The following is an 11888-nucleotide window of genomic DNA, read 5'->3' on the forward strand; positions in this document are numbered from 1 at the left end:
AGGCTTTACTTCACCACGACTGACGTGGCATGAATAAAGTTAAGAGTTTAAAAAACGCTGTGATATTGCTATCACAGCGTTTTTAAATTGTAGAATCGATAAAAGCGAATAGGTTAAAGGCTTTTATTGATTTTTCTTCCTAAAAGACTCACAAGCCTCTTGATCTTCACATTCACCATAAAGGTATAGGCTGTGGTTGGTTAGTTTGATTTTGTTAGCTACGGCAATATTTTTTTGTCTTTCTTCAATGACATCGTCTTCAAATTCGACAACTTTACCACATTTTAAGCAAACCAAATGATCATGATGCGCTTTATGGGCTAATTCAAATACTGATTTTCCACCTTCAAAGTGGTGACGGGTAACGATACCCGCATCATCAAATTGGTTTAATACACGGTATACCGTAGCTAAGCCAATTTCTTCATGTTGCTCTAGTAATATTTTATACACATCTTCAGCACTGATATGCTGATTATTTGGCTGTTGAAGAATACTTAGGATTTTTATTCTAGGCAGGGTGATTTTTAATCCAGCTCTTTTAAGTTCTTCGTTTTGTCCAGCCATATTAAGTCTCTAAAGTGATAAGTAATTTAATAGCAAAATTATAGGGGGTTATCGAGAAAGAGAAAAGCTTTAGTTTTGTTCTTTGATGAAATTGTTCACTTTGGTCGATTAAAGTTAAAAAAAAAGCCCAATAAATAGGCTTTTCTCAATTATATCCTTACTTTAAGCAGGGTATAACAAATTTTCTAAGCTAACTCCGCCAAGCACATTTCATCATTCAACTGAGTTATCCACTTATCAACACGCTCTTCAGTTAACTCACTTTGTCTGTCTTCATCAATACATAAACCGATAAATGTATTTTCATCAACAAGCGCTTTTGAAGCTTCAAATTCATAACTCTCTGTAGGCCAGTTACCGACAACGATAGCACCTTTACTCTCAACGATGTCGCGTAATGGCTCCATCGCATCACAGAAGTATTCAGAGTAATCTTCTTGATCACCTAAACCATAGATAGCCACTAATTTGTCAGTAAAATCTATTTCTTCTAAATCAGGGAGGAAATCATCCCAATCACATTGGTTTTCACCATAATACCAGGTAGGTATGCCTAAAATAAGTAAATCAAATTCAGCGATTTCTTCTTTAGTGCTCTTGGCGATGTCTTTTACGTCAACCATTTGTTTGCCCAGTTTTTTCTGGATCATTTTACCAATTGCTTCAGTGTTACCTGTATCACTGCCGAAGAATAAACCTACGATTGCCATGAGATGTTACCTTATTGTGCTTTCTTTAAAAGAATATATTACTTTACGTGTGCGGCTAATGACTCAATCAGTAGCGCTTCTATTAATTCACTTCGACTCATATCTTGAGTTCTAGCTAACTGTTCTAATTGTTCAAATAAACTGTGATGAACTTTAAACTCTACACGTTTTAAACCGTTGTTTTTATCACGTTTTACTTGATTACGTTTATTAATTTTTATCTGTACACTTCGTGAGTTGGGATTTGTTTTCGGACGACCGGGACGTCTTTCATCACTAAACAGGTCAATAGTCGTTAAATCTGCGATTTCTTTAGCCATGAGTTAACCAACCCCCTGACTTTCCCAGACAAACTGTATAATGCCTTTAGCAATGAAACCTGCACAGCCGAAAAACAATACAAAATATACCACCACTTTACCCATTTTTGGGACATCGTTACTATTCATGACATCATGAATTGATAAACCAATGAAACCAAAGATAAAAAGGAAAAATAAATTAAGGCCGATTGCCTCAATAAGTTCTAAATGTTCTGCTAGCATAGTGGTTGCTTGTTTCTTATACACTAAGGCCAAAAACATTAAGGCCAAAAAATTGGCAGCATTATAGCATATCATTGACACCAAACCATTAGCATTTGAAGCTAATGGTTAATTAATGACAAAAGAACTTACCATTGTTAAATATTTTGTACTTTATCAATGAGATTGAAAACTGACTATCAAAACACCGTTTACACAATTTAATCACTTAGCTAAACCTTAATGAAATCAGTAACAATTTTATTGAATGCGATGGTTTTTTCTGCATGGAGCCAATGGCCTGCGCCTTGGATTATTTTGGCTTTACTGTTAGGTAATAAAGTGGCAATAGCCGCTCTGTGCTTAGGTAAGATATAATCAGAGTTGCCACCTTTAATGAATAAAGTCGGCCCAGTATAAGCAGCCTTCCCGGTAGAAATATTATTTGCTTTCATTATTTGGTGGTAGCATAAACCAATATTACTCAGACTACATTTAAAGGCATAATCACCTTGTTCATTCTTTGCTAAATTACGTAATAAAAACTGCCTAACGCCGATATTATCTACATAGGCCGCTAATTGAACATCCGCATCTTTTCGTTTAGATACCGATGACAAGTCAATGCGTTGTAAGCCTTCAATAATTGATAAGTGATGAGGCGGGTAACTTACCGGCGCAATATCAGCAATAATTAATTTTTTGATACGCTGGGGCTGTTCTAATGCGACTTGAATGGCTATTTTACCACCCATTGAGTGACCGAGTAATAAGCAACGTTCAATATTTAAGTGATCTAATAAATTGATAATATCTTGTGCCAGTTCAGTATATTCCATGGTATTAGCATGGAATGAAGCGCCATGGTTTCTTACATCAACACTGGTTACGCAATATGAGCTACTTAAGGGTTTGGCCACCATGTTGAGGTTTTCTAAACTACCGAATAATCCATGGATAAGAACAAGGTGTTCGCCAGTGCCGCTTTGTTTATAATTGAGGAGTGGTGCTTGTGATGTCATTATTTAGTGGCTTTAGTGGCTTTAGTATTAGCGATATTGTCATGTTTTCATCGGCTATTTGCAAGGGTAGCCGTTACCAATAAGGGTGAAGTTTCACTTTATTTTAATTATTTCAATTCGATTCGTAGTGATGAAAAAGGTTAGTCAGGTCAGTATACTTAGGATAACTGTCACTAAAATCATAACTGAATTGCTCACTTTAAACGTCAATGGATATAAATAAGTTCAACCATTTGTCATTTCCCTATATAATCTTCGGCGAATTATTTAAGTTAAGGGTAACAATGAAAAACATTGAAATAGATGAAGAGCTTTATCAGTACATTGCCACTAATACTCAATATATTGGAGAAAGTGCCTCTGCTATCTTACGCCGTTTGTTAAAGCTAGGTGTAGCGGTTGACGTCGAAACTGTTAAGGCAACTGTTACCGTTAATGAGCCTGTTTCCCTCAATGAAAATTCAGAGCCGGCAACCCTTGAATCTCTTGCTCAACCAGAAGCGTCAGTGGCGAGTATAGTCGGGGCGTTGTCTGCAGAGCCTAAAAAGATTATTGCCCCTAAAGTGATAACGCAAAGCAGTGAAACTGTTTTTAACTTTATTAATAAAGAAGAGCTTGCCATGCAACGCGGTGCTGTCGGGCGATTTTTACTAATCCTTGCGGCATTATATCGTGCTCATCCTGAGCAGTTTGATATTGTCACTGAAATAAGTGGCCGTGACCGATTATACTTTGCTAATAGCGAGAATAAATTGGCAGAAAGTGGTAGTAGTACTAAACCACGTCAAATTCCAGAAAGTCCGTTTTGGGTTATCACTAATTCAAACACCACACGTAAAAAGATGATGTTAACCAAAGCCTCCATCTCATTAGGTTACAGCGACAGCGATGTCGAAAAAATTAGAGAACTACTTTAGCTATATTTTTGAAATGACTTTAGCTAATACCTGTTACCAATCAAAGTGCACTCTGAAACCTGTATCTTGAATGGTAACGGGTATAATACTGATAATAATTAGGAATATGATATGAGTATCCACCCTTTTGCCGGCAAACCTGCCCGTCCCGAAGATAGAATTAATATTGGCCAGTTAGTTAGTGATTACTTCTTACAGACTCCCAATGTAAGTTTAGCAACAGAGAAAGTGACTTTCGGTACTTCGGGTCACCGAGGTAGTGCCAGTAAGCGTAGTTTCAATGAACATCATATAATCGCTATTTGCCAAGCCATTGCTGAGTTTCGCAGAGAAAATAATATTTTTGGTCCGTTATTCTTAGGTAAAGACACCCACGCATTATCTGAGCCTGCTTTTGCTAGTGCTATTTCTGTGCTTATTGCTAACGGTGTTAATGTTGTTGTCCAAAATGACGCGTTATCAGGAAGGGGCTTTACCCCGACACCGGTAATATCTCGTCTAATCATTACTCATAATAAAACCAATGCTGACAAGGTGGCTGATGGCCTTATTATTACGCCATCGCATAATCCTCCTAGCGATGGTGGTATTAAATATAATCCACCTCATGGCGGCCCGGCAGAAGGTGGCATCACCAAAAAAATTGAGCAGCGCGCGAATGAGATAATAACTGCGGGCTTAGTTGATATTAAAAAACTGCCTTACCAAGAAGCAGTAAACTCAGCATTGCTCACCAAAGAAGACTTTATTGGTGACTATGTTAATCAACTTGATCAAGTTATTGATATGCAGGCTATTGCTAAAGCAGGAATATCGATTGGTGTTGACCCTTTAGGCGGCTCTGGTATTGATTACTGGCCAGTAATTGCTGAAAAATATCAATTAAATATTAATGTCGTCAATGAAGTTGTCGACTCCAGTTTTGCTTTTATGCCCTTAGATAAAGATGGCAAAATTCGTATGGACTGTTCATCAAAATATGCCATGGCAGGATTAATTGCCATTAAGGATGATTTTGATATCAGCGTTGGCAATGATCCTGACTTTGACCGACATGGTATTGTTACGCCAAGTGGTGGTTTAATGAATCCAAATCATTACCTGGCTGTCGCTATTCACTACTTAATGACTCATCGAGATTGGTCAGAAACCTGTAAAATAGGCAAAACCTTAGTCTCTAGCTCACTGATCGACAGAGTTGCAAAACAACTTTCACGTCCGTTATCAGAAGTCCCTGTTGGTTTTAAATGGTTTGTTGAGGGTTTAGCCGATGCAAGTTACGCTTTTGGCGGTGAAGAAAGCGCAGGTGCTTCTTTCCTCGCTCGTGATGGCAGTACCTGGACTACGGATAAAGATGGCTTTATCTTAGCTTTATTAGCAGCCGAAATATTAGCGGTAACCGGTAAAGACCCTTATCAATATTATCTTGAGCTTGCTAAAACATTAGGTCAACCATGTTACGGCCGAGTAGAAGCGGTGGCATCCTTAGAACAAAAACGCGTATTAACAGCGTTATCAAGCGCTGATGTCAGTGCGAAAAGTCTTGCCGGTGATAAAATTCTTCAAGTGTTATCACATGCTCCAGGCAATAATGCTGCTATTGGTGGCATAAAAGTGGTTACCGATAACGGTTGGTTTGCTGCCCGTCCTTCAGGTACCGAAGAAATCTATAAAATCTATGCAGAAAGCTTTATCGATGATGAACATCTGCAAAGCATAATTATCGAGGCACAAGCCATGGTAAGTGCTGCATTTAAAGCTGCTGGCCTCTAAGGCTCTGCTATTTAAGAGTTATTACTTCCCTTGGTAATAACTCTTTCTTTTCATCAATTCTCCCCCATTTCATTGTTTTAATCTCACTGTAAAGAATATTGCTCACTTTTTGTGTCTGGCATAGCAATTCATTGTCGTAACTTATTGAATGTCAGTTGACGTAAAGGTAAAGTTTAAGGGAATTATTACCGCATACCTTAACCAGGTATAAATTGGCTATACTAAAAAAATAATTAAGCCTAGCTAATATCTATTTGATTTTATTTTCTAACATGATCAGATCGGTATACACACTTTCGCAGACTTTAACCGCAATACCTTGCGCGTTAGAGGAAAAAGAAGAGAAAATTATGAGCACCGAACTTTACAATGATGGACCTGTTGTACATCAACCTACTTTTATCGATGGCCACAGTGTTGAAATTCCTGAATTAAGAATTTTAGACCAAGACGGTACAACCTATCCCAATGCTGATTTACCCGATATAGACCAAACATTAGCGACAAAAATTTATAAGACCCTTACTTTTCATCGCGTATTTGATGAACGCATGGTGTCATCACAGCGCCAGGGGCGTTTGAGTTTTTATATGACCGCTTTGGGTGAAGAAGCTACCAGTGTGGGTGGTGCAGCAGCATTAAAACCACAAGATATGATCATGATGCAATACCGTGAACAAGGTGCATTAATGTTTCGTGGCTTTAGCCTGAAGAACTTTATGAACCAATTGTTTAGTAATGCTGACGATCTGGGTAAGGGTCGTCAAATGCCAATCCATTATGGTTCAAAAGAGCTAAATTGCATGACGGTGTCATCAACGCTAGCCACGCAAATTCCACAAGCGACCGGTTATGCTTATGGGCAAAAATTACAAGGTCTTGATGCGGTAACTATTTGCTACTTTGGCGAAGGCGCTGCATCAGAAGGTGACTTCCATGCCGGTTTAAATATGGCGGCAGTACAAGAGGCGCCAGTTATCTTTTTCTGTCGAAACAATGGTTATGCTATTTCGACTCCTGCCGAAGAGCAGTTTAGAGGTAACGGCATTGCTTCACGTGGTGTTGGCTATGGTATTAAAACCATTCGTATTGATGGTAACGATATCCTTGCTGTACTAAAAGCCACACAAATTGCTCGCGCTTATGCCGTTAAAGAAAGCAAACCGGTGTTAATTGAAGCCATGTCTTATCGTCTTGGTGCACACTCTACCTCTGATGATCCATCCGGTTATCGTACTAAAGAAGAAGAAGCTAAATGGCAGAGACATGATCCTATCTTGCGTATGAAAAACTGGATGCTGAAGCAAAATTGGTGGGATGAAGCACAAGAAACGGCTTTGTTAGAGAAGTATCGAGAAGAAGTGCTAGCAGCTGTAAAAGTTGCCGAAGTGATAGATAAACCTCATATAGATACCATGATAACCGACGTTTATGATGTGCCATCAGCGCAGTTACAAGCGCAGTTAGATGAAGTCAAAGCTCACGTCAAAAAATACCCAGAAGCCTATCCGTTCACAGCAGGAAAATTTTAATCATGGCGAAAATCTATATTGATAATGTGTGTGCTATCAACACTGACCTTCATGAAGCCTATCCAACTACAGCTGCAGGGAAATTTTAATCATGGCGAAAATTAATTTATTACACGCTATTAATAGTGCACTAGATATTGCCATGGCTGACAATGAACGCACAGTATGTTTTGGTGAAGATGTTGGTCATTTTGGTGGCGTATTTCGTGCTACCAGTGGTTTACAAGAAAAATATGGTAAAGCGCGTTGTTTTAATAGCCCGCTTGTAGAGCAAGGTATTATTGGTTTTGCTAATGGTTTAGCTGCCCAAGGTAGTGTGGCTATTGCAGAGATACAATTTGCTGATTATATCTTTCCCGCTTTTGATCAAATCGTCAATGAAGCGGCTAAATTTCGCTACCGTACCGGTAATGAATTCAATGTCGGTAAACTGACTATTCGTACTCCTTACGGCGGAGGTATCGCGGGTGGTTTGTACCATAGTCAATCGCCAGAGGCCTATTTTGCACATACTCCGGGTTTAAAAGTCGTTATTCCTCGTAACCCTTACCAAGCTAAAGGCTTATTGCTCGCCTCGATTCGTGATGATAATCCGGTGGTGTTTTTTGAGCCTAAGCGTTTATATCGTGCCTCTGTTGGCGAAGTACCTGAAGAAGATTACCAGTTACCATTAGGTAAAGCAGAAGTAGTAGAAACGGGTACCGATATCACCTTACTCGCGTGGGGTGCACAGATGGAAATCATAGAAAAAGCGGCGAAAATGGCTAGCAATGAAGGTATTTCTTGCGAGGTTATTGATTTACGGACTATTTTGCCTTGGGATATAGAAACGATTAGTCACTCAGTGATGAAAACCGGCCGTTTACTGATTAGCCAGGAAGCGCCGTTAACAGCAGGTTTTGCCAGTGAAATTGCCGCCACTATTCAAAGTGAATGTTTCTTACACTTAGAGTCACCCATTGCACGCGTTTGTGGTTTAGATACTCCATATCCTTTAGCGTTAGAAAAAGAATATGTTAGCGATCACTTAAAAGTGTATGAAGCCATTAAAAAGACCGTTAACTTTTAACGATAACAAGCGATTAACAGGAAGACGAACATGAGTATTGATTTTATATTACCTGATATTGGTGAAGGTATCGTTGAGTGTGAACTTGTCGAATGGTTAGTTAAAGAAGGTGAGGTCATTGTTGAAGACCAACCTATTGCTGATGTGATGACAGATAAAGCCTTAGTGCAAATTCCAGCAATGCATTCAGGCGTAATCGATAAGCTTTATTATAAGCAAGGTGAAATTGCCAAAGTACACTCACCTCTTTTTTCTATGACCCCAGAAGGTGACACCAGTACTAATGATACTGTTGACGCTGAAATTGAGTCTAAGCCTGAAGTGGGCACACAAGCTGATAGCACAGCCTCTGCTGATAACACCGCAGTAGCAACTGCTACAGTCGTTAGTGCGCCTGTTGTAAATAGTAGTCACACGACTGAAAACGGTAAAGCATTAGCAAGCCCAGCAGTCAGACGTGTAGCGCGTGAACTTGATATTAATATTCATCAAGTTGCGGGCAGTGGTAAAAAAGGTCGTGTTTATAAAGATGACGTAGTTGCCCACAGTCAACAGGGCTCGTGCGCTATCAGCACAGGAACAGTGCAAGGTACTTTGATTGGCGGTACAAGGGTAGAGCCAATCCGTGGTATTAAAAAGATCATGGCAACAGCGATGCAAAATAGTGTCAGTACTATTCCGCACTTTACTTACTGTGAAGAAATTGATTTAACGGAGCTGATTGCTTTACGTGGTGAGTTAAAAGAAGTTTATGCCAAGCAAGATATAAAGTTAACCATGATGCCATTTTTTATGAAAGCGATGTCATTAGCGATTAAAGAGTATCCATTGGTTAACTCAAAGGTAAATGAAGACTGCACTGAGCTTACTTACTTTGATGATCACAATATTGGTATGGCGGTAGATTCTAAAGTTGGTTTACTTGTTCCTAATATTAAGTATGTGCAAACTAAGTCAATTTTAGAGTTAGCAAATGATATTATGCGTTTAACTAATGATGCTCGTAGTGGCCGTGTCGCCAGTGAAGATTTGAAAGGTGGCACTATAACCATTTCAAATATTGGCGCCATAGGTGGCACAGTAGCGACGCCTATTATCAATAAGCCTGAAGTGGCTATAGTGGCCTTGGGTAAATTGCAAAAATTACCCCGCTATAATGACCAAGGTGAGGTAGAAGCCCGCAGTATTATGCAAGTGAGCTGGTCTGGCGATCATCGCGTTATTGATGGCGGCACAATTGCTCGCTTTTGTAACCTATGGAAATCATTCCTAGAAAAACCTAGTCATATGTTAGTACACATGAGCTAGCATATGGAGAAAGCGAGTTTAAAAAGCCTATATGCAGCGTTATTAATTTTGCTAAGGGAATAACCATTAGCTGCAATCAATGCCTTGCCTCTAAGCCTTTTAATTCTCGCTAAGTGGTCTGAGTCAGTACAACCACGCAAACATATAAAAAAGCCCTGTTATCGTTAGATAACGGGGCTTTTTAGTGTTTGATTTTTAGACTACTTTGCTTAGATTAACCTTGTGTAGATGAACAAGGTTAATCAGTAGCTATTAGTCAACAATTAATCTTTTAATACTTAATCATTAAAAACCACATTGTTTACCTTGGTTTTTGTTTTTTAACCAAACATGTAATGGTGCGAAGTAATCTAAAATTGCACTGGCATCCATTTGTTCACTGCCAGTAACAACTTTGTAAGCTTGCTGCCATGGTTGGCTTGAACCCATTTCTAGCATGGTATTAAGTGCTGCACCAGCTTCTTTTGAGTTGTAAATAGAACAACGGTGAATGGGGTCAGTATTACCTGATATTTCACATAAGGCACGATGAAATTCAAATTGTTGAATGTGTGCTAAGAAGTATCGGCTATACGGAACACCACCGGGTACATGGTACTTAGCACCAGGATCAAATGCATCGGCATCGCGGTCGATAGGCGCAGCTACACCTTGGTATTTCTCACGTAATTCCCACCATGAAGTATTGTAGTTTTCAGGAGTGATTTCACCTGAGTAAACTTTCCAACGCCATTGGTCAACCATCAAACCAAAGGGTATGAAAGCAATCTTATCAAGGGCTTGCTTCATTAATAAGCCAATATCTTTGGACTCATCCGGAATGCTGTCAATTAAACCAATCTCTTTCAAGTATTTAGGTGTTACAGATAAGGCAATCGTATCACCAATAGCTTCATGGAAACCGTCATTAGCACTATTTTGGAAAAATACAGGTTGGTCTTTATAAGCTCTTTGATAGAAATTATGTCCTAATTCATGATGAATTACGTTAAATTCTTCACCCGTTTTTTGGATACACATTTTGATACGGATATCATCTTTAGCATCAAGATCCCATGCGCTGGCGTGACAAGTTACATCTCTGTCGGCCGGCTTAGTAAATAATGAACGGCTATAAAACGTTTCTGGTAAAGCGTCAAAACCAAGGGAAGTGAAAAATTTCTCTGCACCACGAACCATGTCAATTTCATCATAATTATGAGCTGCTAATTGCTTGGTGACGTCATAACCTGGATCTGCATCTTCAGGAGCGACTAGATCATAGATGTTACCCCAAGATTGTGCCCACATATTACCGAGCAAATGTGCAGGGATAGGTTTGTCTTGGGCAACTTTATCGGTACCGTAAGTTTCACCTAATTCAGTTCTTACATAACAATGTAAGTCATCGTATAAAGGTTTAACTTGGCCCCATAAACGGTCTAGCTCTTTAGCAAAATCATCTGCAGGCATATCATAGTTTGAACGCCACATTGCGCCTAAATCTTTATAACCCAAACCTTTAGCCCCTTCATTGGCAAGCTCTGCTTGGCGAGCATAAAGAGGTTTCATTTCAGGACTGATTTCGCGCCAACCTTGCCACATTTCAAGTAACTCATCATAATCACGAGAATTAGCCATGGTAGAGGTCATATCACCTAAGCTAAGTTTTTCACCTGCTTTAGTGGTATAGCTACCTTTGCTGTAGATACTGCCAAGTTGAGCACCAATTTGTGCCAGTTCAGCAGATTTTTCTGGATCTTGTGGCGCAGGCATAACTAAGCTTTGTTTTAGGATGTTTAACTGGCGGCGTTGTATCGCGTTAACTTCGACGTTATCAAATGTTGCTGCTTGCATTGCGTATCTAACACCGGCATCGGTCGACTTTTGATCTGCATCAGCGGCTAATGCTGCGGTATCTTCGGTAATGAAATTAGCATAAATCCAAGCCGCACGAGAGCCTTCTAGATTAATTTTTACCATTTCTTTGGCAACATTATCTAAGAATTGTTGTGCATCTACTGAGGTTAACGTGGTTTGTGCACTTATCGATGTCGCTTTATCTGCAGGGGCTTGTTGACTTGGTCCGTCGTTACACGCGGTTAAAGAGGCGGCAACAACTAAAGCAAGACAGGTAAACTTAAATGTTTTTTTAATCTGTTTCATTTTTATAATCGTTATAAAGATAAGATATTAGGTGCGGCTAGTATATAAAATTGTGCTCTTGATACAACATTTATAAGCGAAATAGTTAGTTAAGTGAGTAAAGCTACTATTCCAGGGAGAATTGATTACAGGGAGAATTGACGGCAAAAAAAAAGCTCATTCAAAGGAATGAGCCAAATACAACATGAAACTGGGTTGAGATAAAACAATATAAAAAAAACAAAAAATAAGGGAGTAACCAAAACAGCAAATTTATAAATTCACTGTCTTGTTGAAACTGAAATAATAATAAACGTTTACCCTGTGATTTACTGTATGGCT

At 39.1% G+C, this 11888-nt stretch carries 11 protein-coding genes; 5 read left to right on the forward strand and 6 right to left on the reverse strand.

Annotated features, from left to right (window positions below):
- Nucleotides 1–123: 123 nt before the first annotated feature.
- From fur to F580_RS0121885, 5 genes are all read right to left on the reverse strand, one after another.
- Complete coding sequence (fur, locus tag F580_RS0121865) at nt 124–567, reverse strand: ferric iron uptake transcriptional regulator (protein ID WP_019029899.1); 444 nt, start codon at nt 565–567, stop codon at nt 124–126.
- A 185-nt stretch (nt 568–752) separates the two neighbouring features.
- Nucleotides 753–1277, reverse strand: coding sequence for a flavodoxin FldA (fldA, locus tag F580_RS0121870; protein ID WP_019029900.1), 525 nt, complete (start codon nt 1275–1277; stop codon nt 753–755).
- 38 nt (nt 1278–1315) lie between these two features.
- Nucleotides 1316–1597, reverse strand: a complete 282-nt coding sequence (gene ybfE, locus F580_RS0121875; RefSeq protein WP_019029901.1) for a LexA regulated protein — start codon at nt 1595–1597, stop codon at nt 1316–1318.
- A gap of 3 nt (nt 1598–1600) precedes the next feature.
- Complete coding sequence (locus tag F580_RS0121880) at nt 1601–1822, reverse strand: DUF2788 domain-containing protein (RefSeq protein WP_026301606.1); 222 nt, start codon at nt 1820–1822, stop codon at nt 1601–1603.
- A 212-nt stretch (nt 1823–2034) separates the two neighbouring features.
- Nucleotides 2035–2823 carry an alpha/beta fold hydrolase gene (locus F580_RS0121885; protein WP_019029903.1) on the reverse strand — a complete coding sequence of 263 codons (789 nt, stop codon included), beginning with the start codon at nt 2821–2823 and terminating at the stop codon, nt 2035–2037.
- A gap of 284 nt (nt 2824–3107) precedes the next feature.
- Here F580_RS0121885 and seqA point away from each other — a divergent pair, with 284 nt between their 5' ends.
- From seqA to F580_RS0121915, 5 genes are all read left to right on the forward strand, one after another.
- Complete coding sequence (gene seqA, locus F580_RS0121895) at nt 3108–3740, forward strand: replication initiation negative regulator SeqA (RefSeq protein ID WP_019029905.1); 633 nt, start codon at nt 3108–3110, stop codon at nt 3738–3740.
- A 111-nt stretch (nt 3741–3851) separates the two neighbouring features.
- Nucleotides 3852–5513 (forward strand): phosphoglucomutase (alpha-D-glucose-1,6-bisphosphate-dependent), encoded by a 1662-nt coding sequence (gene pgm, locus F580_RS0121900; protein WP_019029906.1) that lies wholly within the window; start codon nt 3852–3854, stop codon nt 5511–5513.
- Between the two features lie 350 nt (nt 5514–5863).
- Nucleotides 5864–7045 (forward strand): thiamine pyrophosphate-dependent dehydrogenase E1 component subunit alpha, encoded by a 1182-nt coding sequence (locus F580_RS0121905; RefSeq protein WP_019029907.1) that lies wholly within the window; start codon nt 5864–5866, stop codon nt 7043–7045.
- A 91-nt stretch (nt 7046–7136) separates the two neighbouring features.
- The gene (locus F580_RS0121910; RefSeq protein WP_019029908.1) at nt 7137–8114 is read left to right on the forward strand and encodes an alpha-ketoacid dehydrogenase subunit beta; all 978 of its coding nucleotides are present in this window, start codon (nt 7137–7139) and stop codon (nt 8112–8114) included.
- Between the two features lie 30 nt (nt 8115–8144).
- Complete coding sequence (locus F580_RS0121915; protein WP_019029909.1) at nt 8145–9422, forward strand: dihydrolipoyllysine-residue acetyltransferase; 1278 nt, start codon at nt 8145–8147, stop codon at nt 9420–9422.
- 285 nt (nt 9423–9707) lie between these two features.
- On the opposite strand, the gene F580_RS0121920 is transcribed toward F580_RS0121915, so the two are convergent.
- A complete protein-coding gene (locus F580_RS0121920; RefSeq protein WP_019029910.1) occupies nt 9708–11567 on the reverse strand; it encodes a M2 family metallopeptidase in 1860 nt (619 codons plus the stop codon).
- Between the last annotated feature and the right edge of the window lie 321 nt (nt 11568–11888).

The sequence above is a fragment of the Colwellia piezophila ATCC BAA-637 genome, assembly GCF_000378625.1.
Classification (GTDB): Bacteria; Pseudomonadota; Gammaproteobacteria; order Enterobacterales; family Alteromonadaceae; genus Colwellia; species Colwellia piezophila.

What these genes read in the sequence shown, in the direction of transcription:
- F580_RS0121910 (WP_019029908.1), top strand. Translation starts at nt 7,137, where the DNA reads ATGGCGAAAATTAATTTATTACACGCTATTAATAGTGCACTAGATATT.
- F580_RS0121920 (WP_019029910.1), bottom strand. Translation starts at nt 11,567, where the DNA reads ATGAAACAGATTAAAAAAACATTTAAGTTTACCTGTCTTGCTTTAGTT.
- seqA (WP_019029905.1), top strand. Translation starts at nt 3,108, where the DNA reads ATGAAAAACATTGAAATAGATGAAGAGCTTTATCAGTACATTGCCACT.
- F580_RS0121905 (WP_019029907.1), top strand. Translation starts at nt 5,864, where the DNA reads ATGAGCACCGAACTTTACAATGATGGACCTGTTGTACATCAACCTACT.
- ybfE (WP_019029901.1), bottom strand. Translation starts at nt 1,597, where the DNA reads ATGGCTAAAGAAATCGCAGATTTAACGACTATTGACCTGTTTAGTGAT.
- F580_RS0121915 (WP_019029909.1), top strand. Translation starts at nt 8,145, where the DNA reads ATGAGTATTGATTTTATATTACCTGATATTGGTGAAGGTATCGTTGAG.
- F580_RS0121880 (WP_026301606.1), bottom strand. Translation starts at nt 1,822, where the DNA reads ATGCTAGCAGAACATTTAGAACTTATTGAGGCAATCGGCCTTAATTTA.
- pgm (WP_019029906.1), top strand. Translation starts at nt 3,852, where the DNA reads ATGAGTATCCACCCTTTTGCCGGCAAACCTGCCCGTCCCGAAGATAGA.
- fur (WP_019029899.1), bottom strand. Translation starts at nt 567, where the DNA reads ATGGCTGGACAAAACGAAGAACTTAAAAGAGCTGGATTAAAAATCACC.
- fldA (WP_019029900.1), bottom strand. Translation starts at nt 1,277, where the DNA reads ATGGCAATCGTAGGTTTATTCTTCGGCAGTGATACAGGTAACACTGAA.
- F580_RS0121885 (WP_019029903.1), bottom strand. Translation starts at nt 2,823, where the DNA reads ATGACATCACAAGCACCACTCCTCAATTATAAACAAAGCGGCACTGGC.